The sequence below is a fragment of the Pararhizobium gei genome (assembly GCF_029223885.1).
Lineage (GTDB): Bacteria > Pseudomonadota > Alphaproteobacteria > Rhizobiales > Rhizobiaceae > Pararhizobium > Pararhizobium gei.
Window position 1 is genome coordinate 2,306,470 of the sequence record NZ_CP119409.1, and the last position, 23,564, is coordinate 2,330,033.

Here is a 23,564-nt window from a genome sequence, read left to right on the forward strand (position 1 = left end):
CCTATTTATAGCTTGAAGGAAGAGACCTGTGCGATCAACGCGGATAGGTCTAGGTTGCTCGCCTCGTCTGCATCCCGCAGACCCTTGTGACCGTGCGAGGCGACCGCGACGGCTTGCGACTTGGAAAACCCTAAATCCCTTAGGACGTTCTCCATGTCGCGAATTGTTGGAACCCCGCCCTTAGCGAGCAGAGATTTCACTGTGTCGATACGCGCCTCATCGTTGGCGGGGAATGAGACAACGGAGACCTCCTCCACCTGCAACTCGTTCAGGTAGTTGACGCCCGTAACCGGATCGACCCATGAATTTTTGATGAAGTAACCGATCGAAAGTCCGGTGACCGCTTTAGCGCGCATCAACGCGTAGGCTTCTTTCGCGCGCGCAACCTCATCGACAAGTAGTACCCCTTCTACGTACAGGCCCTTATCGTCTTCTTCGGCTCTGGTGAAAACGCCTATGGGTTCATCTTTGCGATGCATCCAGAGAATCGGGATGGGGTTGGTCCGGGCCGCAAGAGACTTGGAAAACGCACCTCTGACAACGACGTCGTTCACTCGGTCGATGTTGCCGAAGACACTGCCATGCCCGCTAAACGTGCCATCTTCGGCGACCGACTTAATTGACCAATCAAAGTCACTGATTTTGAACATTTCGGCCTCCTGTGATCTGACCGAGAATTTGGAGCGGGCTCAACGCGGTTTGAACCGTCAGATCGTCGCCGCCTGGCTTCGGCGGAAGGTTGAGTTCCGCCCTGCCCTCGTTTCGCGTCATCAGACCGTTCTGGGTCAATGTGGATAGGTACGCCGCGCGCGCCGCACTGTCGGTGCGGATCAGCTGGCCACGGCCGAAATCAGCGATGTATCGGCCGCGCTCGCCGGGCTTGAGCAGTTGCTTCACCACCCGCTTTTCAATGCGGGACATGAGCGGGTCGAGACCGACGGCGAGCCATTGCAGATAGGTGGATTCGATGCCACTCCCCCAGGCCGTCGTGCCCTCAGCGGCGTGGCCAACAACGATTGGCGGGACACCAAAGAGCCGGCAAATCTGCTCTACGCTGAATCTGCGACTCTGAAGCATTTGCATGGCCTCGGGGTCGAGGCTGATGGTTTCCCACTTGACGCCGGCCTCCAGAAGCATCGCCTTCCCAGCGTTTGAACTGGAGCGATATCGCTCGAGGAGTTCCTGCATCTGCACGCGCTGTTCGTCTGTGAGTTCGCCCTCTGTTGTGAATATGCCGCTCGGCATCATGCCGTTAGACAGCACCTTGCCGGCTGTTTCGTCGGCGGCCATGGCGGCGCCAAGGAATTGCGCGCCGTAGGCGATGGGAGAAAGCCCCATATCGCCGCCGAATCCGAAACCACGGATATGAAGGATGTCGTCCGGCCCGACGTCGAACGCCTGATTTCGATGGGTGAAGCGATATCGCAGATTCCAATTTGCATCCCGGACCACTGTCACGATATCGGCGGGGACGAGGTTGAGCGCGACTATGCGATCACCAAAGCGGTCGATGAGCGCGAACGCATTGCCCCTTGCCAACAGCCATGCGGCGACAGCAGACCAGAATTCCGCCGCTGTTTGGTCGGCGTTCGGGCTTTCCAGCAGGCCGGCGACGGCATGATCCGTCGGTTTCCGCGATCCATCCGGCGCCGTTTCATAGAGCCTAAAAGGCAGGTTTCCGATTGCTTCGGCAGAGGCACGGATGCAGGCCCATGCCGCGTCGAGTTGCAGTGTTGATACATCCGTGACGGACTTGCCGGCAGCACTGGGGGCGCCGTAGAATCCTTGCCAAGGCGTGGCGTCGGTCAAGCCGAACTTGCGGCCCAACCATTGTTTCCATGTGGCCATAGGGCCTCCCTAGAGTAGCATGACGGGCTTGCGTAGCATCCCGGCGAGAGATGGTTTTTTCGGCGGCGGCTCATAGGATTTCGCGGCACCCATCGCCATCACGAGGGCAACGGCGCCGTCGATGCGCACCGGGCCAAGGCGGTTGCTTTTTTCTTTGTCGAGCATTGGATTGTCGGACTTGTCACGCGAGACAATCGCGCCGGCCACGGATGCCGTTAGAACCGGATTTGAAGGCTGAAGGAGGCGCGCGGTCATTGCTGTCTCGGCAACGAACTCAATTGCGGGGGCCATCACTTTCGAATGGCCCTGCCCAAACGGGTCCATGGGCAAGGAAATGCCGATTTCTGCTAAGTCCTTTTTGAGGAACTCAATGTGCCACTTGTCGAAATTGATTGTGCGGACTTCGAATTCTTGGCAGATCGCGACCAGATCGCGGGCAATGATGGCGGTTGTGACGACATCGCCCGCGACCATTGTCATATGCCCCTGCCCGATCCACTCCCGAAACCGTGCCTGTTCGGCCGGCGTTCGCTGTGCCATCCTTCCCTCCGGTGTCCAAAAGAAGGGCAGAATTTCGTAGCGAGATGGGATATCGTCGGACGGGAATGCCAGAACAAGCGCCGTGAGGTCGTTCTTCCCTGCGAGGTCGAGGCCAGCAAATGCCACCCGCCCCTTCAGCGCAGCGCGATCTATCAGGGCCGCGCAATCCTTCCAGACCGAAGCGGTTACCAGGCGGGCGTCGGACCGGGTATCGATGCGCTGATTGAGACGGAGGCGACGGTATGATGCCTCAAAGGCCGGCATGCGGCGGGCGCGGTCACGGGCGTTCCGTAGCGCTTCCAGGTCAAGATAAGTTCCCCATGCGGGATTGGCGAGCTTGATAGTCTCGTCATCCCAAGGGTCAGCATCGCGGGGCGCCTCGTGGATCATGAGGAAGGTACGTGGATCGTCGGTCGCCTTGGCGTCATCAATTAATTTGGAAAGAGGATGGTCGTCAGACTCCGCCTGCGTTGAAAGGATCACTCCGAACGTATGAGTTCGCTTGCCATCGGACTCGAGAAGCACCTCCAGCAGCTTGCCGTCTTTGGCCTCTCCCAACTCGTCGTATGCCCAGAAGGTCGGGGCCAAGCCCTGAGCACCGGAAGCGTCGGCGCTGAGTGCCTCGAATGTGGAATCCTTTCCGTCGCCATCGAGCACAAGCATCTTTTTGTGAAAGTCTGTGACGTTGATGCGCTCATCAAAGTCAGGGACGCGGCGAACGATCGCCTTCATTTCTTCGAAGACGACACCGGCTTTCCCGCGGTCAATCGATGCAGAAAAGACGGCGCCGCGCTCTTCCGCAAGCGGCCCTATCAGGGCGGCTAGGCATAGACCGGCGACCAAGCCGGACTTTCCATTGCCTTTTGCCTGGCTGATGATTGCAGTCTTGACGATGAAGCGTCCCTTTTTGTCGGTTGCAAACACCCCCTCGACGAACTCACGCTGCGCCGGGATCAACCGCATTTTCTTTCCGGCAAGGCGGCCCTTGGTGACCGGAAGGTTTTCGAGAAAGGCAATGACCTGTTCGGCTTTGGAGAGACCTTTCCGCTTCCACGGTGGCCGCCGTTTGCGTTTCGGCTTCTCCACCTGGCCGGGTGGGGTCAGAACGCGCTTACGAGGGCGCGCACCTGGTCCGCGTGCGCCCATTTGCACCTCCAAAAACTCAGCGATTTCAGTGATTTGGAGTTTAAGAATCGAAACTAATTCTACGGAAGAGACACCGAACCGGTCTTGTCGCCTCAGCGTCTTTGACTTTTGCCCCACCCCTCCCTCTCCGGGAAGGTCTCGTTCAACCTAAGGGTGGTCCAAAGGTGGCAAAACCGAAGACTCTATAGGCTCTATACAACCCTTAGGACTTGTCTGATGTCGTCCCGACAAGGACGAGCCCCTATTTGTAGAATGGATGGTTGGTGTCGATGGGCAGACCGTCCGAGCCGATGCGGGTGTCATATCCCCGCGCTTCGACGCCCTGCTTGATTTTATCGTGACAGGGTTTGCAAAGCGACTGCAGGTTTCCTCGATCAAAGAAGAGCCGACGGTCACCCCTATGTGGGCGGATGTGGTCCGCGATCGTCGCGGCACTCATCACCCCCGCCTGTCTGCAGAAGCGACACCACGGCTCAGCCTTTAGGCGCTGCGACCGCAGCTTCCACCATGCGCGCTCGCTATACCATCGGCGGTACTCAGCACGATCTGTCATTGTATTTCCTTGAAGGTGCCCCGGCCTCGACGGAAGGACCGGAGGCCGGGGCGGGACCGGGGCGCTTGGCACAGCGTTCACCGGCAAGGCCTGCTCACCCTTGCCACCGGGTTTGCGGGCCAGCATGATCGCGGGAACCTGGCAGAAACCGCGATCAATTCTATCGTTTCAAGCGCAACAGAAGCGCGGCAGCAATCAGTTCGGACAGCCTGTCGAGGCCGACGGCTTCCAGCACCTCATCCGGCGCTGCGCCTCGTGCGCCGATTTCGATCATAGATCGGATGACGGTCACATTCTTCTGGTCCAAACCCGCGAAGATGGTAGCCAACCATTCCGATCCGGCCTTGTTGTTCAACCGCTCAATGTCTCGAAAGGAGTAGCCGATGGCGGCGCCGGGGAGTTCGTCGATTGGAACGGCGAAGCGAGCCTGAAGACACCCAATTGACGCGGCGACGGCGACACGATCGCGAATCGACTCACCGGGCGGCATGTCTTCGAGAGATTTGAAAGAAAAGTTCAACATTCAGCCTGTCCTGTCCATCGTGTCGGAGATTTTCCCGGGAAGAGATCGATCATATTCAGACAGGCCAGCGCGCGTGACTGATACGGCCTGCTTGTGAGAGATCTCTTCGATGAAAGGCTTGATCTGGCCGTCAGCGTTTTTCGACCATCCCAACGTGATGTGCATGTCACGCGGCTGCGACATCGCTTGACGCCCACCGGCCGCCGCCCACGCGCCAGAGTCCTGCTCTCTCGGAGATGGCAGCGATGGGAGGCTTGCGGTCCCGACGTAACCGCCAGTCTCATAGCCTGGTTTGGTAGTCGCAAGGAACGAACCCAAACTGCCCGTTTCGAGGTAGTCCATAAGGGCGTAAAGGTTGCCAACACCCGCACGTTCCGTCGCCTTTTTTGTTAAGACGAACTCGCCTGCATGAACAACACCCTTCGGCTCGCTCTTCGCACCGTCTCCCGTGTAACCGCCTTCGTCAAAGCCCAGAAACTTTCCGAGCAAACCCGTTCCGCCGACACTACCACCGCCAAAAATTGAATCCAAAGCCCCGTCAAGCAGGGTGTCGGCGATGCGTGAGAGGGCATTTTTCAATGCGTCTGCCGCACTCGTGCCGCGTACCAGGTCGGTAATGAACCCCTTGGTGACGCCCTTCGCTATCTGCGCGAACTCCTGTGCTGCGCGCCGCAATTCTTGCTGAGATGTCGTCAGCGAGCGCGTTTGCTGTTCGGCCGCTGCCATCTGCGCAGCAAGCGCCTTCAGATTGGCGAGTTGTTCAGGCGATAGCTCAAGCCCGGCTTGCCGCGCCTCGTTTAGAAGATCCTGCTCATGTTTTAGACGAGATGCTGCCTCCGACGTCATGCCCAAGGCTGATTGTTCGACACCTTGACTGGCAACGAACGCATTCGCTTTGGCAATCATCTCGTCGTAGATTTTGACCCTGTCGGCCGCTTTTTCGCGAGCGTCCACTATGCCGCTGTCAAGGCCCGGCATCGCAACGGATGTTTGGTCGAAGGCGCCTCGGATGGTCTCGTCGCCAACGTTGCGCAGACCCTCCCATTCGTTCCGCAGGCCGGCCGGATCGTTGCCACGCTGGCGCAAAAGTTGCTCTGCAAGACGATCCTGTGTCGCCGCGTCAAAGGTATCGGAACCGGACAGTCCTAGCCGATCGCGCAGGCCGCGCAACGTCGTGCGCGTGATCTGGTATCGGCCGAGGGCGGATGAGTTGAAGGTGTTCGAAGGATCCGCGAGCATCTTCGTCTGAAGTGCATCGATGTCGTCGAGGCTCATAAGAACGAGGTTTTTATCGCCGCCTGTGAACTTGCCGTAGCCCAGCGTTTCGTTGTAGCCCCGGCCCCGGTCCGTCCCTTCGGCCGCGCCAATCAGGTCGAGCATGCCTCCCTGTGCCGCGACAGTGTAATCGCGGGAATCGGCGCGGTCGCCCTGGTCGGCGGGCCGGTACAATGTACGGCGTCTGCCGTCATCATTATCCGGCCCAGGCGCGGGGCTCGCATCATTGAGCGCGCGCAGACGGCGGTTCTGTTCCTCGATGATCTTCCGCTCTTCGTCGGCGATCTTCGCCAGTTCGAGCTCAATTTCATGAATGCGGCCCATCGCCAGAGGGCCATCCTCGTTCCAGTAGAACGGGTTCGAACTGTCGCCGTTGGCGATCTGTGCTTTTTTGTTTTCCAGATCGACGCGGCGCAGACCGAGTTTCGCCTGTTGATCATCGAGCGTTCGGGTCTGCTGTTCTGGCAGTTTCTTGTAGGTATCCAGAAAGTCGTTCCATGCCGCCATGGCATCGACAATTGCAGCTTTGATGTTCGTGCTGATTGTCGTGGCGACGATGGCGAATTTCCGATTCACCTCTTCGGCCTTTCGAACCATCTCTTCGTCGAGGACGATGCCGAGATCGTTCGCCGCTTTGATTTGGTCGCGGATGCCCTTTTCGCCCAGGCTGATCAATTTCACGAATTGTTCGCCACCGGAACCGCCGAACACCTCGTCTGCTATACGGATCTGCGCCGCCTCATCGAGTTTTTGCAACTTGCCGATGATTTCGAGAAAAAGCTGATCCGGTTCCTTAAGCTTCTCGGCAAGGCTCACTGCGTTGTAGCCGAGCCGCTGGAACGATTCCCCCGACGATCCGGCGCCGGTCTTGATGAACTCGTCTGCGCGTAGCGAAAGTTCTTTCAGTCCGTCCGTCAAGGCATCGATGCCAATGCGATTTTGCTCCGCGACGAACTTTAACTGCTGAAATGCCCCGAACTTGACGCCGGCAATCTTGGCCTGGTCGCCCATTTCAAGGATGGACCTGGTGCTGTCGATCGCTGCCTCTCGTATGCCTTCGAGCGCGCCGACTCCCGCACCGACGGCGAGGCCGCCAACGATGGCCTTACCGAAACTGCCAATACGGGCAGAGTTTGCCGCCATCACGGAAGCGAAGCGCTGACCGGAATTGCCCATCTTGTCGAACGATCGCGTGGCTTGAGCTTCTGCCTGACGAAATGACCTGTTCGACCTTCGTTCAAAGCCGACGACGGCGACACTGGACTCGTTGAGCGCCTTTGTGAAGCGCTGCGGATCGGCGGTGATTTCGGCAAAAATGCTGCCAACTCTTGCGGCCATTAAGACCTCCGAAATGTGATGGAGACAACAAAAAACCCGCCACTTTTCAGCGACGGGTTTTGATTCGGTGGATGCGGGTCCACGATTATTCGGCGTCAGAACTGACTCGGTTTTCCGAAATCGTCAACAGGGAAAATTGGCGAAGAGAACGCAACAACCTCATGTAATCGCGGACAAATCGATTCAGGCTTGGAGTTTTCGAAGGCCGAAAAAAATTGAAATTCGGGCGTTCAGATTCTTTGAAATGCCAGAATTTCTGGGATTAAACCGACCACATTGCGCCAGTTAATATGGCGGCGGGCCACATTATGGGGCGGCCGGGACGAAGATCCGTTGTTCAATCGCCCTGTCTAAAGCCACCAGTTCCGATGGCGTCAGATCCTTGCGCGTTTCATTCTCCGCTTCCTGGATGGTGAATCCCCTCGGGACAACCTTTGCCTGGATATGAGTCCAGCCAAGGTGCTTCGCGGCAAGTAGGCGACGATACCCGGCCTGTAGGCGGTGGTCTGGATCAATGCAGATCCACTGCAGCATCCCAAGTTTTTCAATTGACGCGGCGAGAGCCGCGATGTCGCCAACGTCTCGGCGGAAGACGTCTTCCAAACTGATGTCTTCGATTGCAACCGTTATAACTCCTGGCGGCTTAAGTCGCAGCCGCTCTGCCTCTTCGCGTGCGGCCTTGGCTTCGGCTTTTAACTCTCTGATTTTTGCCGGGGTAACGACTTTCCCGTCGACGAAAAGTTCTTCGACACGGTCGCGAACTTCTTGGGGGGTAGAGTCAGCCGCCAGTTCATAAAGCGCTTTCACACCCAAATGCGACACCGGTGTCGTATTCCCAGAATAGACCTCCGCGATCTTCATAAACCGCTGGGACGATCTCTCCGTCATCCCAAACTCGGCATCGATCCACCCAAGGAACCGGCCGTGGCCGAGATTTACCTTTTGCCGTACGAGAGCCTGGCCGACGGTGATGACGCTTTCTGCTGCGGATCGAAGGTTGGTCTTGATGATGGCGGCATCTTCGCGGGCCGCCGCCTCGTCTTCGCGGCTTAGAGCCGCATAGAGTCCTTCCGTGGCTGCTTTCTGCGGTGCGGCTTTCTCTTCGCCCTCCATCATGTTCTCCTTCCGTTCCTGTCTGTTTCCGTTTTCCTGCTTCACTCGCTGCGATGCTCGACCCCGGATGAGGGTGGGACCGGAGAGACCGAGAACCGCGTCAGCGGGCTGCTATGGCGGTTTACGCTCTTCGCGGCCCGTCATCCCATCCGGTCGGCCGTGGTGACTGGTTCGCGCGCGCGGCGTTCTTTTGCATCTCGGCTTGCACTGCGTCATGGAGGGCCTGTACCTCTGCCGCTATTTCCTCCTGGCTCAGTCCCCGCTTGGTGAGTTCGTCTATCAAGTTCTTCTGAACGAGTTTCCAGTAGGATTGCCGCTGATCGTACGTCTTTCGACTCTCCAACTTCTCGGCGATGTGGCGAGCCTTTCCGATTCGTGCTGCGATGGGAAAGACAATCACCTGACATGGGGGTGGCCGGAAGTCGAAGCGAAGCAGCGGGGTGTCTTCTTCCTTTTTCATGCTGATCTCCTTTCCTTCGTTACCTGTCGTGGGATCTCGACGCCCTGAGCTCCGTCAGGAGCGAAGGAAGGATCTGACGTAGGAAGATCCTGCAGCGCAGCTGCCCCATCACACGACGAGGAGGTATTCAGGTTAGACTCATCAGGTTCCTGAGACAGGTTACCGGACGTAAATGCGTCCGTACCAAACGACGTGTCTACGTCCCTACAAAACGCCGTGTTTGCGTCCCTACGCGGCCCTTCTACTGCTACCTCTCGTAGGGACGTATTCACGTACTCACGGGAGACGAAGTAGTAGCGGAGAGAATCGCTGATCCCAGTCTTATGGGTAGCGATTAGTCCCGCCTCGCGCAGCGCTTCAATTCCACATTTTACCGCTCGTCGCTTCAAACCGGTCACTTCCGCGATGGTGTCGAATGAGGGAAAGACCTCTGCATTTCTTCCCCATTCATCTACCAATGCCAGCCCCACTCTAAGGGCTGATGCCGGAAGGTCCGACGTGCGCAACTCCCTCCGCCACTTCCACCGATCTGCTTTGAAAATAGCATTTGCGGATCTGATCGAACCCCAGACTTCGGGGTTGTCCTTTTTGAACTTCTGATTTATTTTCATTCATGACTTCCATAGATGGCCGGCTGATCCTGCTCGATCGCGCCGGCCGTTTCTCTCTATCGAGTGACCTGCTGAGCCCATGTCGGCAAGGCCAGTTCTTTGGCGAGACGACGATAGAACGGGCGGTCCTTGATCCAATCCGCAAACCACGTCTTGCGGATCGGCATCAGCCACTGGATGCCGACGCGCTGCCAATCCTTATGGGACGAGAGGGCGTAGAACGCCGCCGCCTCCAGGCACTCCACCTCTCTTTCGGCGAGATTTTCCAGGGTGGCCGTCATGATCTGCTGCATGGCGAATGAAATCACGCTGTCGTTTGGAAACCGGAAAGATTGGGCGTGATCGAAATTCCCCTCCATGACTTCAAGCAGCCATGCCGCTCGGGCTTTCCAATCCCGACATTCCAATGCGGCGGTCACCCATGCTTCTGTGGGTAGATCGTCGCCCGCATCGGCAAGTGACGGATAAACGGGATCGCGCGGGATCGGCAGCGATGGCCGGCGTACAGGAACACCGAACCGCTGCAGAATTTCGACAGGGTTTCCATGTGACAAAGCAGCAAGCGCCGATTTTCGATCGGTTGGCGACCAGATACCCGCAAGTGTCAACGCGGACTCCATCGAGAATACATAACGCTCATCGGAATCCTTTGGAACATCATCGCGCTCCATCACTTCAACCGTGACACCCCACGGGGACGGATACCCAGGGATGACGCGGCTCATGCTGCGTCCCTCCTGCTCATTGCCTCGAAAGCAGAGACGACGGCAGATTTCCGCCAACGGCGGGAGCGAAGCCCGACAAGGTCGCCTTGCGGCAGCAGGCCTTTTTTAACGAGGCGAAAAAGGGTTGGCTGAGAGATGCGATAGGCTCCGGCGATTTCTTTCGCCGTGAGATACTCGTCGTTCAAATCGAACATATGGGACTCCTCTATCGAGGTTAAAGGGGAGAGCTTCCCCCAGTCCGCAAACGCAAAACGGCCGCCGACTGGGAAAAGCTCCGAGTGACGACCGCGATTGGTCAAGGTGATTCGTACATAACAAATGGTTCAGAGACTGTCAACCGCATTATTTGCAACAAATGAAGCCCATGTCTCCATGATCACACGACGCTTATCGAGCGCGCTGCCTCTTCTGTATGCACGTTCCGTCGCGTCTCTAACTATGTGTGCAAGGCACTGCTCTATATCGTCTCGCTGGAAGCTTGTCCGGTCGCCGGCCCAGTCTCTAAAACTGCTGCGAAATCCATGGACGGTCATATGAGGGTCGCCTTCCTTCATGATCCTCCTCAAGCCCATCGTGAGCGCCATCACGGACAATTGTTTCCCTTTCGGGTTCGGAAAGACAAACCCTTCCGCCTTCGGCCTCATCTCCTTCAGGATCTCGACAGCGGCGGCGGAAAGCGGAACGACGTGTTGTCTACCGGCCTTCATGCGCTCGGGCGGGATGGTCCACAGGGCCTTCTCCATATCGATTTCGCCCCATGTCGCGCCGATGGCCTCGCCAGTTCTGGTGGCGGTCAGGATGAGGAAAGCCAGCGCCAGCGGAGACGATGAAGCGCTGTCTCGCAAACGGGAATAGATTGCCGGCACCCGATCGATTTCAGCCGCGGCGTGGTGGCCTCGCTGAAGCTTCGTGCGCTTGGGGAGGAAGTATTCGAGAGACCCGCGTAGGACCGCAGGATTCGGCCCAGGGCGGAGTTTCGCGGCGATGGCAGCACCCAACACCGTCTCAAGCCGGGCGCGCGTCCGTGCGGCTGTCTCGCTTTTGGCGAGCCATATAGGTCGAAGGATCGACAAGACCTCATCCTGCCCGATGGCGGACAAGGGAAGGTCGCGAATGGAAGTGCAGTAGCCGGAATCAAGCCACCGCCCCTGCTCGTCTTTCTGCACGGATAAGGTCATGCGCCACTGTGCTTCGTGTTTCGAGTTGCGCCATCCGTCGGCCTGTCCGTTTACGTATGACCACGCGAATTCACCGAATGTTTGAGGCTTGGCCCGCACCTTGACGGCAACATCGCCATCAGCAACTGCCTTCTTCTTTTCCTCGGCATTGACGCGAGCGGTCGCAATGTCAATCTCAGGATACGCCCCCAGGCCGTATTCGCGCCTCCGGCCTTGTACGGTGGCCAGAAGGGTCCATTTCGCAGAAGTGCCGGCGACCCTGAGATAGAGGCCATCTCCATCACCGTGGCGACCATCAACCTTCGCGAGCTTCGCAACGAGTTTTGCAGTCAACTTGTGTTTTGCCCTTGCCATCTCTGCCAGTCCCACTTTCGCCGGTCACACTTCCGGTCATACTTTAGGATTGGCATTCATTCAATATCACGGGCTATCGTGAATATTCATATGTCCTTCAAGATATTGAAAAAACAACGGATATTTTAGCTCTTGAGATTTCCTGAAAGCGATAGTATAGAGGACACCTCTTCCGCCATCTATATTTTCAGCATTGCCTAAAGCTAAAATAAAATCGGCAACTTGCTCGAACGAACTCTCCTGGTCCTGCCTAAGGCACCTGGCCATACCCTTTTGAGAATGGGGTACCAAGTTAATATTGACGCTTCATCGCCGGGTATTTGGAGTCCGCCATGCATCGGCCGCTAAGCTGCGGCGGTTCAGGTATCTGTCCGGCAGCAAAGAAAAACTTTTGTCGCGCGGTGCGCAGTCTAACATACATCGTCTGTCGGCAGGCTATGGCGCCGAGGCCGCGTCACGAACCGGTCGCGACTTCCAATTACCATGAGGCTGCTGAAGCTTGCAGGAGCCATGGGTGTGGCCAGCAGTTTCAAGGCGATCGCCCCCGAATGATATGAACCACCAAGAGCCAGTGGGTTGGAACGGCACGCATTGGACGTCATCGGCAGCTTCGGAAGGGACACCCTTCTTCACTCAGGCGGGTGCCGCAAGGGCACTTCCGCGCAAGACGTGATTGTCTTGCCGCGGCTTGTTAAGCCCGTGGTGTGAAAGATACAACGCGGTGCATCACCACGCTCACGGTCGCCAAAATTGGGCTGCAGCTTGGCCGTCACCCGGAAAGGGGTGGCTGCTTTTTGCCTATTGGCGCCACTGGTGAAACAACCGGAAATAATCTCGGAACAATTTCATCATTCAGGGGTTGTGTATCGAATCGAGGGTCCGCAGATGGTGAATAACATTTCGATTGCTCCGCAAACTTGCAAGGCCGCAATGTCATTGCTTATCGCCGATTTCGTCACGCGCGCGTCGGACGGAAGATGGACCTGCGCAGAACTCTTGGTTGCGATCAGCGACGCAGCCGACACCGCACTTCTGGATTTGACCGAGTAGGTGTCGCCCCATCAACCAGCCAACCCGGCACTTCATCGTTGCCCCTAGCGTCTTAAATCTTAGCGGCTGCGATGGCCTCGTTGTGTCTGGCTAAAGCCTGCTGTGCGACCGCCGCCACATCGTCGCCGCGTTCGCCGCCTGCGACCTGAACCGTCGGGAATGCGGGCTTGATGTCATTCTCCTGGAATGCCCTGTTGATCATCAGCAGTGCACGCCGCTTCAGCGTAAACTGCTCGCCGGGAAGCGTCGTGAATTTCATCCGCAGGATCAGACCTGAATCGCCCATGCTATCGATGCCCTGCATCTTCAATGGCTCGATGGTAATCGGCCCCAGTTCCGGATCGGCCAGCAGTTCCTGTCCGATCCTCTTGATGATCTTGCGTGCCTTGTCCACGTCGGTATCGTAGCCCACCGTCACCGTAAGTTTCTCGATCACCCAGTCACGGCTGAGATTCTGGACCGCGCCGAGTTCGCTGAATGGAACGATATATATGGCGCCGCGATGATGGCGCAGCTTCACGGATCGGAGACTGAATGATTCGACCGTCCCTTTGTAGCTTCCGCTCGATATATATTCGCCGACACGGAAGGCATCGTCGAGGAGGTAGAACATGCCGCTGATAATGTCCTTCACCACGGTCTGTGCGCCGAAACCGATGGCGACGCCGACGACCCCTGCTCCCGCGATCAAAGGTGCGATCTCGACCCCCATTGCCGACAGCGCCATCATGACGGCAACGGCGACAAACAGGATCATCAGGATATTCTTCAGGATCGGCAGCAACGTCCGGATACGCGCGCGCCTGCGTTCGCTTTCGCTGCCCGCTGCATGTGCGATTTCCGTCTCACCCAGTTTACGATCGATCAACACCTTCACGACGTTCCATATAAGGTCGATGACCATCAGGATGATGCCGGCGCTGAGCGCGCCGCGCATCAGTCTCAACGGGATGGAATCCTCTGCCGTGATGCCTGTCAGATTGACATCGAGAACATGGGCCAGGAAAACGATGGCGCCAACGATAAGGACCGCGCGGATACCCCGCTCGACCATCACCGAAACAACGCCCGGCATGGTTCGCACAGTGACAGTGGCGTCGGACTCGGCATTCGCCAGGCTGCTTTTCAGCAGATTATCGACGGAGGCCCGCGTCAGGGCGATTGCGCCCGGAAGTGCGGCTGCAACGACGGCGATCCAGAACAGTCTCATCGTTCCGGCGACCCACAGGAGCCACAGGGAGGCGAAATAGACCGTCCAGAGCCAGTTGCCCGCATGGGTGCCGATGCGGCCGAAGCGTCCTGCCGGTTTCTTCGACGGTTTCGTTGTCGGGCGGCGCCATACGGCCTCGATACCCAACCCCAGAAGAACGATCCCAAGCGCATAGCCCGCCACCTGTCGCGAAGCATCTGCGAATCCAAGCGTTTTGAGGATGTAAAGCGTGATCGAACCAAACGCATACCAGCCGACGATATAGCCCAGCCGCTTCGTCCAATGGGCGGCGGCCTGATCGTCTATCGGTACGATCCGGAACCGTTCGGCCTCTGCGAATCCCGCCGAGTCGGAGGGTGCGAGAAGGAAGTCGAAGCCAACGCGGGCGAGCCGGAAGATGACCACCGCAAAGAGATACCCCACGACGATTTCGCGAACGAGCAGCGGCCACTCGAATGCGAGGAAAAAACCCATGCTGCCGAACGCGAAGGCCAGCACATAGCAGGTGGCCCAGAGCAATCGGGCCGAAAGTGCCACGAGCTTGTCATGGGCAGTGAGGAGTTTTAGCCTGGCGATCCAGGCGCGCCACCTGCCGCTCGCCCACCAGAAAACCCATTGCGCAGTCAATCCCGCAACGACGAAAGCAAACACGAAAACGATCGGGCGCGCGCTGCGGCGGGCGTCGAGTTCTGCCTGCAGCACGGCGGCAGCTTTGCCCGTTTCTGCCGGGAACGCTTCGAGCCCTTCGACAAGATCCGCCATATGGGCACGAAATTTTGTCGCAAACCCCGCGTAAGAGGTCGGCGGGTCCGCAGTCGGTGCAGCCGGCACGGCGGAATCCGGCTTCGCACTCAGCAGCCAGGATCGAACCTGCGGGTCTTCCGCGAGATCGAGGAAGCGTTGCACCTTTTCCGCCTGGGTGCTGTCCGGCACTGGCGTCTGTGCCACGGCCGGCAGGGGGCAGGCCCAAAGGCCAAGCGCAAGAACCAGCCCGGAATAAACGAGGCGGATGAGGGCAAGCAGTCGGATCGAAAGCGGCATTTTGCTATTTCCTGCAGTTCAGCGTCGCTGCGTTCAGACAGACAGGCACAGGTTTGGACCGCGTTTGTCGGGCGGGACCAAGCGCGTCGACCTGACTTGCGAAGTTCTGCCGCGTATCCGCATCGACGACGGCGACGGGGGCAGCGAGTATCAGACCAGCAGCGTTTCCGGCGGCGGCCGCCGTTCCTGTCGTGGCTGCAAGAATCGTGTCGCCGAACCCGACGCGATTGTCGGTCAGCGTCTGTCCATCGGAAATGCGCGCGCCAATCAAGCGGACGATTTCCGGCGATTCAGCGAACTTACCGTGATTGAGCCTGTCGCCGGCCTTCACCTTGGTCAGATCGATGACCTTGATGTCTGCGTCGGCAAGTTCCTGCTTGTACGGAACCGTCTCCGGGTCGATGGAGCCAAGGCGCGCAACGTCGCCCCAGACACGGCGCGAAACCGCCAGTGCCTTGTCGTCACGCGATACGAACAATGTGAACTGCGGGTGCGGATTGCCCATGTCGACGATCTGCGACCGGAAGACGTCCACATCCACGTCCGGAGCCGCAAGCATCACATTCTTGAACTTGGTGGGAAGCCCGCCATTGCGGATCGCCATCTGCCGAAGCGCCTCTAACGTCAGCCAGTTGCCCATCGAATGGGCGAGGATGGAGACTTCTTTCACCTCGGCGTCCTTGGCAAGGTATTGAAACAGGTTCTCGAGCGCGTTGCGTGTATAGTTGGTGCTCTCCCGGTCATAGCCATAGGCAAGCAGGCTGCCGCGGGACGGCCATGTCACGAGGATCGGCGCACTCTCGACACCGGAATCCTGGACGATCTGGGCAAAACGATAAACGCTGTCTTCGAATTTGGTGTTGAAACCATGGATGAACACGAGCGCGCTGCCATCCGGCGTTTTCTTGACCGACGCGTTCAGCCATGCCTTGGCCGCATCGATATCGATCATGTCGGCCTTGAGCGTGGCAAAGTCGGTTTCGGGGTTTGGCGGAAGCGTCTTCGGCCAGGAGACTTCGCCCACCTTGCGGGCGCCGTCAGGAGGCACGGAGACGGTGATCTCGGCAAAGTTGGGCTCTCGCGCCCGCTCGCCCGTAAACATCTCGCCGGGGACGGTAGACGGACTTCGGGTGGTTGCAATGAGCATATCGATCTTATGCGATTGCGGCGCCGTGTCGGCCACAGGCGTCAGCACGTCCTTGGGGTGTCCTCCGCAACCGGACAGCAACAACAGTCCGCAGAACAACAGTCGGTCCAGAACCCTGCCCCGTCCTTTTTCACGATTTCGGTGTTCGACCTGCACTGTTCCCGCTTCCCCGTTCTTTGCCATGCCGCCCCTGCGATCGTCATTATCTCGGACACAGATCCCAGAACCCGGTCGTGCGCGCGCTGCTGGTGTAATACCAGCAATACCCGGCTTGCGGCGGCGCGCCTGCTACGGAGGCCGCCGCAGCGCCTGCGAGAAACCCGACAGCCGCCCCTGCAGCGATCGCGCCGCCCGGCCGCCAGTAACGGCGGGGCTGAACCACGACAACACCTCTTGCATTTGGACGCCGCTTGGTCGCCGCGCCAACGCAACCACGCGGACCGCAGGCAACGCCCGCGCAGCCTCGTCGCCCGCAGGCCGCCCCTGCCCGACGCGCTTCCGCCGGAGTTGCCGTGAAAATCGGCGCAGCGGCAAGCACAAGCAGCATCACCATGGTCAAGATGTTGAGCAGGAAAAATCCGGATTTCATTTTGGCCTCCATCAGGTTCTCGTGGCGATCATTATGGAGGCCGGTACCCTTCGACGGGAGTATGTTACAGTAACCTACATGCGGATTTCGGGTCAATTCAATCACCGGCCGCCAATGCCGCGCAGCCAATCGTCTATCGATCCGCCAGTTCTGTGGCGGACGCGCTATCTGCGGGAACAGTCACGCCGGCTTTTTTGAGCCCAGCAAGCAGGCGCTCCACGTCCCTGGCCTGCATGTTCCGCGACCGCATCTCGGCGAAGAAACTCGGCATGAAGTCCGGACGCATCTTCATGAAGATATCGCCCTCCCGTTTCGCATCGGACATCAATCCGGCCTCGGCGTAGATGACAGCGGCCACCGCGTGAAACAAAGGAAATTTCTGCAGATCCGCCTGCCGGATCAAGGTTACCGCCTCGGCGGTATCGCCGAGCATGTAGGCAGCCAGCGCACGGGTTCCGCGATAGAATCCGCCTCCGCCGGGGTTCAACGTCACGGCTTTGTCGAGCAGCGCGCCACCCCGTTCCCATTGTCCTGTCAGTGCCAGACGCGTCCCGAATTCGCCCGTCAGTTCGGTGTCATTGGGATTGCGCGCCAAAGCCCGCTCGCCCGTTCGGATCGCTTCCTTGACTTCCTGGCTGAAAAACAGGGCGGTCATCAACGCCTGGAGCCCGCGGGTATTTCCCGGCTCGATCTGGACCGCCCGCCTTGCCGTTGCAAGCGCCCGCGCCAGCGGAGCAGGTCCTCCGGTCGCCCCGGCAAACCGGTACTCGTCGAGATACAGTATGGAGAGCATCGCCCATGCTGTCGCATAGGCGGGATAGTCGGCAACGGCCGCTTCCAGACAGTCGCGGACGGCGGCATGATTTTCCGGGCCGAGTTCCGCGCGGTAGGCATAGAATTTCAGCGTACATTCATAAGCGCCGAAATCGTCGGGAGGTTGTCTTGAAGCATCAGCCTGGGCAATGATTCCATAGGGTTGCGCAATGGAGGTTGCGACCTGATTGGCGACATCGGCCTGTATTGCGAACAGATCCCGGGCTTGCAAATCATTGTCGTAGGTCTGTGACCACAGAATCATTCCGTCGGCAGTGTCGATCAGCCGGGCGCTCACGCGTATCCGCTCACCGGACGTCCTGACGCCGCCTGCAAGCAGATATCGCGCCCCAAGTTCGTCTCTGACCTCCTTGACATCAGCGTCGGCGGACAGTGTCCGTGATGTTTCTCGGCCAAAGACCTTGATCTCGTTGAAACGAGGCAGCGCCGTCAGCAGCTCCTCCGTGAAGCCGTTTGCATATATTTCCGCCTTGGCTCCATCGCCCAGGTTGGCGAATGGTGCGACGACGAGCGTAGGCTCGGCCGGCAATCCGCCTTGGTCTTTTACTGGAAATACCGAATGCATCCAGGCCCAGCTTGCCACGCCAAGCATGGCGACTGTGGCCGCAATTGAAGCGCCGGTCGCCGCTTCCCGGCGTTTGGTCCATCCGGTTACGGCGTGTATGTCGAGGGAGGTATCCGAGCCCTCAGGCTGGGCCGGTTTAGCGATCGAGACTGGCTCCCGCCACTGAAATACCGGGACATAGCCCCCCTTGGGGATGTCGATGCGCACGGGATCTTTTTGTCCGGCGACGAGATAGTAGCGTTCGAGCACGCGCCGCAGCCGGCCGGCTTCGATGCGGACGACCGGATCCTCCTGCGTGAAGTGTTGGTCGCGTTTGAACACTGCCAGCGCAATCGAATAGCCCTTGATCCGGTCTGCCCTGCCCGCCAGCGCTTCTTCAACGATGTAGGTGAGGAAAGCCACCCCGCGGCCGACGGTTGGAAATTCGGGACTTTTGACGATGCGGTCAAGCTGGGCGCGAATCTCTTCGGCACAGGGCATATCGCGGCCGTCGACGACGCTGGAAGTCTGCATTGCCCGCTCCATAAGCCCCGGAGAACTCGACCTGGCGCCCGTATGTTACAGTAACATACTCCCCAAGAGCGCCACGATGCGTCAAACTCTGCCTGTCGGAGCACGGCTGAACGCAAGGTTTTGGTTTAGTCTTTAAGAAGAAAGAAATCAAGCATATGGTCGAGGACGCGACTGCCGCGATACGGCATTTTCCCGACCGCAGTCGCGCGATCGCAGATCTCGTGGTGCGTGATGAAAGCTTTCGCGACATGTGCGCCGACTTCGCGATGGCGCAAGCCGAACTGCAGAAGTGGCGGGCGTCCACCGAGCCGTTCCGGGAACGCCGGATCGGCGAATACGGCATTCTCGTGGAGGAGTTGGCGGCGGAAATTGCAGCAGCACTGGATGCAGCAGCGATCGTCTCCTTTCCCCGGCGGTGACCAAAGGCTGCAAAAACCGACGGTCTGTATACCGCGACCGTTTTTTACCATCGCCGCCTTAAGGTCGGCCAACGAATCGGAGCGATCAATGTCCTTCAGCACTGAAACGACTATCGAGCCCGCCGCGACCTGGCGGTTCAAGCTTGGCATAGCCCTTGTCTGCCTTGCCATCGCCATGTGGCTCTGCGTTCCCATCGCGGCATCGGCCGGCGTTCCGAGCACCCGGATTGCGGCGATTACCGGCGTGATCTTCATCGTGAACAAGGTATTGCTTCTGCTCGTCATCGCCGTGATGGGCAAGGCCGGATTCCAGCAGCTCAAGAGCAAGATCTTCGGCGTCTTCCGTCTTTCACCTTCGACGGAAATCAGCAAGGCGCGTTACACCCTGGGTCTTGTCATGTTTTGTCTTCCTCTGGTTTCGGCCTGGCTCGAACCCTATGTCGACGCCATCGCTCCGGGCCTGCGGCCGAACCTCTGGCAGCTTCAGCTTCTCGGCGACCTGATGTTCATCGCCAGCTTCTTTGTTCTCGGCGGCAATTTCTGGGAGAAAATACGCGCCCTCTTTGTCCGTAGCGCTCGCGTCGTTTACGCGTCTTCTGCAGAATAAGGACAGGATCTTGGCTTCCGACGAACTTCTTACCGAATCTCCCGTCTCACCCCCGCCGGCTAACCCCTTGCGGAAGATCGCCCTCCTCGTCATCATGCTGGCGCTGGTGTTTTTCGTTCTTTCCGTCTTCATGGAGCGTCGAACGCCATCCACGTCACAGGCCCAGGTTCAGGCCTATGTCGTCGGCATATCGCCGGAAGTGACAGGGCGGGTGATCGAGGTCAACGTCACCGACAACTCGGCCGTCGAGCCGGATCAGGTTCTCTTCCGCATCGATCCGGCTCGCTATGAGATCGCCGTTGCGGAAGCCGAAGCTGCTCTCGCCCGCGTTGGCCAGACCATCGGAGCATCGACGGCGCAGGTGGATGCTGTCCAGGCGCGTCTGGTCCAATCGCAAGCGAGCCGCGACAACGCCAGCGAACAGCTCGGGCGCGCAACCGAATTGACCAAGCGCGGCGTCTACGCCAAAGCAAAGCTCGATGAAGCGCAACTGGGGTTCGACCAGGCCGATGCCGCGGTGAAAGCGGCGGAAGCAGACCTTGCCAGCGCACAGGCAGACCTCGGACCTGCCGGCAACGACAATCCCGATATCAAACAGGCGCTTGCCGCCCTTGAGCGCGCCAGGCTCGACCTCTTGAGAACCACAGTGCGTGCACCCTCGGCAGGCGTCATCACCAACCTGCAGCTCTCGATCGGCAAGGTCGTGAGCGCCGGGCAATCGGCCTTGACCTTTATCGATGTCGGCACGGTCTGGATTACCGCAGCCTTCAAGGAAAACAGTCTCGAACGAACTGCAGTGGGCAATAGAGCAGAGGTGCTGTTCGATGCGCTTCCGGGGCAATTGTTCCCCGCCAGGGTCGAAAGTGTCGGTCTTGGGGTCTCTCAGGGCGATACAGACCCGAGTACCGGTCTCCCCAAGATGCGAAACGACAGTGGCTGGGTCCAGGAGGCGCAACGGTTTCCTGTGCGCCTGACGCTAGACGAAGGACGACCGAAAGGTGTCCGCTATGGCTCGCAGGTGACCGTCGTTATCTACACGGGGGACAATCCGGTCACCAACGCCTGGGGATCCCTGTGGATTCGCATGATGTCGGTGCTGACCTATGTCGGGTGACCACCTGATCGCCGAACAGAAAAGGATGGTGTTGCGGGTTGCTTTTGCGGTCTCCATCCTTTTTACGATCTCGGTCGCCTCTGGCGCGCTTGTGCCGTTTCTCGGCCCGGTTTTCGCCGCCCAGTTCCTGCTCTCCGGCTCCCGGCCGATGCCGCTTGCAAAAACAATCGGCATGGCGGTGATCATTCTCGCCGCCGGGGTTTTCATGATGGTCCTCACATCGTGGTTCGGTGATCGCCCCACGACGTTCCTGCTGCTGCTTGGCCTGATCTATTTCCTGTGCTTCGTTGCACAGACCGCTGGCCGGGGCGGACCAGCCATCTTCCTGGTGCTCGTCGTTGCCTTGATTGTGCCGCTGCTCGGCATCCTCAACAAGGAACTGGCTGCCTCGATACTATCGATCCTGATCGGCGGTGTGCTGGGTGGCGCCGGAATGATGTGGCTGGCGCATGTCGTCATCCCGGAGCCGTTTCATGCTGATGCCGCCATTCCCCAGGTGACGCCGGGCGTGCCGGACTATCTGCGGGCGCTGGCCAATGCAGCGATCCTCCTGTCGACCGTTGCCATCTGCCTGACGAGCGACAATCTGACCTCCGCGGCAGTCATTCCGATCACGGTTGCGTCTCTGCTGGGTCAGATCGATATTTCGCAGAGCAGCCGCACCTCCATCGGCCTGGTAGTCGTCAATCTTTTTGGCGGAATCGTCGCTTCGGTGGCCTACGCAGTCTTGACCATACGGCCCGGCCTGCTCTGGATGTTCGTCATCGTGCTTGTTGTCGGCCTGATACTCGGCGGACGCGCAGCGGCACGGACCACGGATGCCAAAATTTATGCGGGAGCCCTGACGACGTTTCTGATCCTGTTCGGGCTGGGCGTTTCGCCCCTGCCCGGGACTGCGGCGGAATCATTTTCCACCCGCATCCTTTTCGTAGCAATGGCCGTTGGCTACGCCTTGCTGATGACGGCTGTGTTATGGCGACACCCGCTGCCGCGACAAGCCGACAACTTTGTCGCCGGGCCGTGATGCGACTGAATATCCCTTCCTCAGTGCGGTTCGCTCTCTGATGAAACCAAATGCCTGCAATGATCGTATCTTTCGTATCGTCGGTACCAGCAGGAGCAGGAAATGATGAAGATTGCGCTTGCATGCATTTGTGTTTTTGCTGCTGTGACATCGGCCTGCTTGGCGGAACCAATCGATGATGCCCGCTCCGTCATCCGCCAACAGGTGGAAGCCTTCCTGAATGACGATGCGGACAAAGCCTATTCTTTTGCGTCACCGCAGATCAGAACCAAGTTTCCCGACAAGACAATTTTCTTCGAGATGGTGAAGCGCAGTTATGCGCCCGTCTTCCGTCCTGACAATTTTTCGTTCGGACGCAGCAAATCCAAAGTCAACGGGATCGTGCAGGAAGTGTTGATTTCCGGTCCCGACGGGAAGAACTGGGTTGCCCTTTACTTCATTGTGATCCAGCCCGACGGCAGTCAAAAGATCAATGGCGTGCAAATCCTACCAAAGGATTCGGGCAAGGAAATATAATGGAACTATCGCACCCTGTTGATTGACGGTCATGCAGCCTCTCGGTAGATGTTGCCAGACGACACAGGGGACGCAGCGTGGCACTATCTCTTCAGAAAATTTGCGACATCTATGATTTTTTCGACCCGGAAATCGATGCCATACTTCGTGACGACCTCAAATCGACCCCGTTCGGTTCACGCCGTGCCTGGGAATTCGCGATGATCTTTCGTGCTCTTCGGCAAAAGGGCAAGATCAGGCCGGACGCGCATGGCCTCGCCATGGGGGCCGGCACCGAGCGGCTGATCTACACCATAGTCCCGCGCGTCGCGAAGACTATCGTTACCGACCTCTACCTGCCGGACAGCGGCTGGGTGGGTGTGCGGACAGACAATCCAACCGATCTTGTCGTGCAGAAGGCGCCTTGGCCGATCGACAGAACCAAGTTCGATGCCATGGCAATGGATATGAGAGCCCTTGAGTTTCCGGATGACAGCTTCGACTTCTGCTGGTCGACGGGTTCGTTCGAGCATATCGGCACGGACGAGGATTTTCTGCGGCATTTCCGCGAAGTCGAACGTGTGCTGAAGCCTGGCGGCGTCTATGCCTTCACCACCGCCGTGACTTTTGGCGGCGTCACCGAGCCCATCCCGCATAACTATTACTTCGATCCGAACCACCTGGTCGATCTGATCCACCAGTCCCCGTTGCACGCCGAGCCCTTCTTCGATTGCTTCATGAGGGAACACACGTTCAACCACCCTCATCCCGAGCGTCTGCAGGATTATGGCTTGTCAGCCGTCACGCGGATGTCGAAGCCGATCATATCCTTCCGCCGCGGGGTTGTTCTGACTGCCAATATCATGGTTCTGACGAAGACGCCGGGTCGGGTAAAAATCCGCCCCCACGTTGTGGGCCTTCAAGCCACGAGCGAGCGCCTCAACGCTAAAGCAGAAGCCTTTGTGAAGGACTTATGGTCGTCTTTTCAATATATTGAAACGTCGATCGACAAAAAGGAGATCAAGGCACAGCCACAGGTCTTCGGCGATGGTGAGGTCGTGGTCGATATCATTCTTCCGCCCGGCTCTCCCCGTAGTCTCAAGTGGAGCGTAAAGCGCCGCGCCATCTCAAGCAATTACAGTTGGGCCAACGAGGCGCAGGGCAAGGTGACCCCTGATGCTGGCACGTTCCGTTTTTCGGCTCGTCGAGATTCCGTATACTCGATCAAACTTTCGGATTGGCAGTCAGGGGATCTCAGCCGCATCGTGATGAAGGCTAAAAGGGCTTGATCC

General features: G+C 58.5%; 22 protein-coding genes. 6 read left to right on the top strand and 16 right to left on the bottom strand.

All coding sequences use genetic code 11. The features are described 5' to 3' along the window. Nucleotides 1–5 precede the first annotated feature (5 nt). The 16 genes from PY308_RS11410 to PY308_RS11480 all read right to left on the bottom strand — a co-directional run bounded on the left by PY308_RS11410 (nucleotide 6) and on the right by PY308_RS11480 (nucleotide 18,613). Nucleotides 6–650, bottom strand: coding sequence for an HK97 family phage prohead protease (locus PY308_RS11410; RefSeq protein WP_275782439.1), 645 nt, complete (start codon nucleotides 648–650; stop codon nucleotides 6–8). Next, nucleotides 634–1,848, bottom strand: a complete 1,215-nt coding sequence (locus PY308_RS11415) for a phage portal protein (RefSeq protein WP_275782441.1) — start codon at nucleotides 1,846–1,848, stop codon at nucleotides 634–636. Before PY308_RS11415 ends, PY308_RS11410 begins: the two co-directional genes overlap by 17 nt. Nucleotides 1,849–1,857: 9 nt before the next feature. Then, complete coding sequence (locus PY308_RS11420) at nucleotides 1,858–3,534, bottom strand: terminase TerL endonuclease subunit (protein ID WP_338051065.1); 1,677 nt, start codon at nucleotides 3,532–3,534, stop codon at nucleotides 1,858–1,860. Between the two features lie 241 nt (nucleotides 3,535–3,775). Continuing rightward, nucleotides 3,776–4,087 carry an HNH endonuclease gene (locus PY308_RS11425; RefSeq protein ID WP_275782443.1) on the bottom strand — a complete coding sequence of 104 codons (312 nt, stop codon included), beginning with the start codon at nucleotides 4,085–4,087 and terminating at the stop codon, nucleotides 3,776–3,778. Nucleotides 4,088–4,247: 160 nt separating this feature from the next. Further along, the gene (locus PY308_RS11430) at nucleotides 4,248–4,610 is read right to left on the bottom strand and encodes a hypothetical protein (protein ID WP_275782445.1); all 363 of its coding nucleotides are present in this window, start codon (nucleotides 4,608–4,610) and stop codon (nucleotides 4,248–4,250) included. Continuing rightward, entirely contained in the window at nucleotides 4,611–7,223 is a 2,613-nt protein-coding gene (locus PY308_RS11435) for a hypothetical protein (protein ID WP_275782489.1), read from the bottom strand. 306 nt (nucleotides 7,224–7,529) lie between these two features. Next, nucleotides 7,530–8,339 carry a ParB N-terminal domain-containing protein gene (locus PY308_RS11440; protein WP_275782490.1) on the bottom strand — a complete coding sequence of 270 codons (810 nt, stop codon included), beginning with the start codon at nucleotides 8,337–8,339 and terminating at the stop codon, nucleotides 7,530–7,532. A gap of 118 nt (nucleotides 8,340–8,457) precedes the next feature. After that, complete coding sequence (locus PY308_RS11445; protein WP_275782492.1) at nucleotides 8,458–8,796, bottom strand: DUF6074 family protein; 339 nt, start codon at nucleotides 8,794–8,796, stop codon at nucleotides 8,458–8,460. After that, nucleotides 8,793–9,407, bottom strand: coding sequence for a helix-turn-helix domain-containing protein (locus tag PY308_RS22965; RefSeq protein WP_350339834.1), 615 nt, complete (start codon nucleotides 9,405–9,407; stop codon nucleotides 8,793–8,795). Before PY308_RS22965 ends, PY308_RS11445 begins: the two co-directional genes overlap by 4 nt. A 56-nt stretch (nucleotides 9,408–9,463) precedes the next feature. Then, nucleotides 9,464–10,132 (bottom strand): hypothetical protein, encoded by a 669-nt coding sequence (locus tag PY308_RS11450; protein ID WP_275782494.1) that lies wholly within the window; start codon nucleotides 10,130–10,132, stop codon nucleotides 9,464–9,466. Then, entirely contained in the window at nucleotides 10,129–10,326 is a 198-nt protein-coding gene (locus PY308_RS11455) for a helix-turn-helix transcriptional regulator (protein ID WP_275782495.1), read from the bottom strand. Before PY308_RS11455 ends, PY308_RS11450 begins: the two co-directional genes overlap by 4 nt. Before the next feature lie 129 nt (nucleotides 10,327–10,455). Further along, entirely contained in the window at nucleotides 10,456–11,664 is a 1,209-nt protein-coding gene (locus tag PY308_RS11460; protein WP_275782497.1) for a tyrosine-type recombinase/integrase, read from the bottom strand. 1,102 nt (nucleotides 11,665–12,766) lie between these two features. After that, nucleotides 12,767–14,965, bottom strand: a complete 2,199-nt coding sequence (locus PY308_RS11465; protein ID WP_275782498.1) for a mechanosensitive ion channel family protein — start codon at nucleotides 14,963–14,965, stop codon at nucleotides 12,767–12,769. 4 nt (nucleotides 14,966–14,969) lie between these two features. Next, nucleotides 14,970–16,295 (bottom strand): alpha/beta hydrolase, encoded by a 1,326-nt coding sequence (locus PY308_RS11470; protein ID WP_275782499.1) that lies wholly within the window; start codon nucleotides 16,293–16,295, stop codon nucleotides 14,970–14,972. A 19-nt stretch (nucleotides 16,296–16,314) separates the two neighbouring features. After that, the gene (locus tag PY308_RS11475; RefSeq protein WP_434064255.1) at nucleotides 16,315–16,665 is read right to left on the bottom strand and encodes a hypothetical protein; all 351 of its coding nucleotides are present in this window, start codon (nucleotides 16,663–16,665) and stop codon (nucleotides 16,315–16,317) included. A gap of 169 nt (nucleotides 16,666–16,834) precedes the next feature. Next, the gene (locus PY308_RS11480; RefSeq protein ID WP_275782501.1) at nucleotides 16,835–18,613 is read right to left on the bottom strand and encodes an adenylate cyclase; all 1,779 of its coding nucleotides are present in this window, start codon (nucleotides 18,611–18,613) and stop codon (nucleotides 16,835–16,837) included. Nucleotides 18,614–18,768: 155 nt separating this feature from the next. Between PY308_RS11480 and PY308_RS11485 the strand changes: the two genes are divergently transcribed. The 6 genes from PY308_RS11485 to PY308_RS11510 all read left to right on the top strand — a co-directional run bounded on the left by PY308_RS11485 (nucleotide 18,769) and on the right by PY308_RS11510 (nucleotide 23,561). Continuing rightward, nucleotides 18,769–19,032, top strand: a complete 264-nt coding sequence (locus PY308_RS11485) for a hypothetical protein (RefSeq protein ID WP_275782503.1) — start codon at nucleotides 18,769–18,771, stop codon at nucleotides 19,030–19,032. An 88-nt stretch (nucleotides 19,033–19,120) separates the two neighbouring features. After that, on the top strand, nucleotides 19,121–19,639 hold the full coding sequence (locus tag PY308_RS11490) for a transporter suffix domain-containing protein (RefSeq protein WP_275782504.1): 519 nt from the start codon (nucleotides 19,121–19,123) through the stop codon (nucleotides 19,637–19,639). Between the two features lie 10 nt (nucleotides 19,640–19,649). Beyond that, nucleotides 19,650–20,753, top strand: coding sequence for an HlyD family secretion protein (locus PY308_RS11495; protein ID WP_275782505.1), 1,104 nt, complete (start codon nucleotides 19,650–19,652; stop codon nucleotides 20,751–20,753). After that, a complete protein-coding gene (locus PY308_RS11500; RefSeq protein WP_275782506.1) occupies nucleotides 20,743–21,777 on the top strand; it encodes an MFS transporter in 1,035 nt (344 codons plus the stop codon). The genes PY308_RS11495 and PY308_RS11500 overlap by 11 nt, the downstream gene beginning before the upstream one ends. A 102-nt stretch (nucleotides 21,778–21,879) precedes the next feature. Further along, on the top strand, nucleotides 21,880–22,293 hold the full coding sequence (locus PY308_RS11505; protein WP_434064147.1) for a DUF4864 domain-containing protein: 414 nt from the start codon (nucleotides 21,880–21,882) through the stop codon (nucleotides 22,291–22,293). Nucleotides 22,294–22,370: 77 nt separating this feature from the next. After that, complete coding sequence (locus PY308_RS11510; RefSeq protein WP_275782507.1) at nucleotides 22,371–23,561, top strand: class I SAM-dependent methyltransferase; 1,191 nt, start codon at nucleotides 22,371–22,373, stop codon at nucleotides 23,559–23,561. Nucleotides 23,562–23,564 lie beyond the last annotated feature (3 nt).

Coding starts and splice junctions, on each gene's coding strand:
- PY308_RS11410 (WP_275782439.1), bottom strand. CDS start 650: ATGTTCAAAATCAGTGACTTTGATTGGTCAATTAAGTCGGTCGCCGAA.
- PY308_RS11415 (WP_275782441.1), bottom strand. CDS start 1,848: ATGGCCACATGGAAACAATGGTTGGGCCGCAAGTTCGGCTTGACCGAC.
- PY308_RS11420 (WP_338051065.1), bottom strand. CDS start 3,534: ATGGGCGCACGCGGACCAGGTGCGCGCCCTCGTAAGCGCGTTCTGACC.
- PY308_RS11425 (WP_275782443.1), bottom strand. CDS start 4,087: ATGACAGATCGTGCTGAGTACCGCCGATGGTATAGCGAGCGCGCATGG.
- PY308_RS11430 (WP_275782445.1), bottom strand. CDS start 4,610: ATGTTGAACTTTTCTTTCAAATCTCTCGAAGACATGCCGCCCGGTGAG.
- PY308_RS11435 (WP_275782489.1), bottom strand. CDS start 7,223: ATGGCCGCAAGAGTTGGCAGCATTTTTGCCGAAATCACCGCCGATCCG.
- PY308_RS11440 (WP_275782490.1), bottom strand. CDS start 8,339: ATGATGGAGGGCGAAGAGAAAGCCGCACCGCAGAAAGCAGCCACGGAA.
- PY308_RS11445 (WP_275782492.1), bottom strand. CDS start 8,796: ATGAAAAAGGAAGAAGACACCCCGCTGCTTCGCTTCGACTTCCGGCCA.
- PY308_RS22965 (WP_350339834.1), bottom strand. CDS start 9,407: ATGAAAATAAATCAGAAGTTCAAAAAGGACAACCCCGAAGTCTGGGGT.
- PY308_RS11450 (WP_275782494.1), bottom strand. CDS start 10,132: ATGAGCCGCGTCATCCCTGGGTATCCGTCCCCGTGGGGTGTCACGGTT.
- PY308_RS11455 (WP_275782495.1), bottom strand. CDS start 10,326: ATGTTCGATTTGAACGACGAGTATCTCACGGCGAAAGAAATCGCCGGA.
- PY308_RS11460 (WP_275782497.1), bottom strand. CDS start 11,664: ATGGCAAGGGCAAAACACAAGTTGACTGCAAAACTCGTTGCGAAGCTC.
- PY308_RS11465 (WP_275782498.1), bottom strand. CDS start 14,965: ATGCCGCTTTCGATCCGACTGCTTGCCCTCATCCGCCTCGTTTATTCC.
- PY308_RS11470 (WP_275782499.1), bottom strand. CDS start 16,295: ATGGCAAAGAACGGGGAAGCGGGAACAGTGCAGGTCGAACACCGAAAT.
- PY308_RS11475 (WP_434064255.1), bottom strand. CDS start 16,665: ATGGTGATGCTGCTTGTGCTTGCCGCTGCGCCGATTTTCACGGCAACT.
- PY308_RS11480 (WP_275782501.1), bottom strand. CDS start 18,613: ATGCAGACTTCCAGCGTCGTCGACGGCCGCGATATGCCCTGTGCCGAA.
- PY308_RS11485 (WP_275782503.1), top strand. CDS start 18,769: ATGGTCGAGGACGCGACTGCCGCGATACGGCATTTTCCCGACCGCAGT.
- PY308_RS11490 (WP_275782504.1), top strand. CDS start 19,121: ATGTCCTTCAGCACTGAAACGACTATCGAGCCCGCCGCGACCTGGCGG.
- PY308_RS11500 (WP_275782506.1), top strand. CDS start 20,743: ATGTCGGGTGACCACCTGATCGCCGAACAGAAAAGGATGGTGTTGCGG.
- PY308_RS11505 (WP_434064147.1), top strand. CDS start 21,880: ATGATGAAGATTGCGCTTGCATGCATTTGTGTTTTTGCTGCTGTGACA.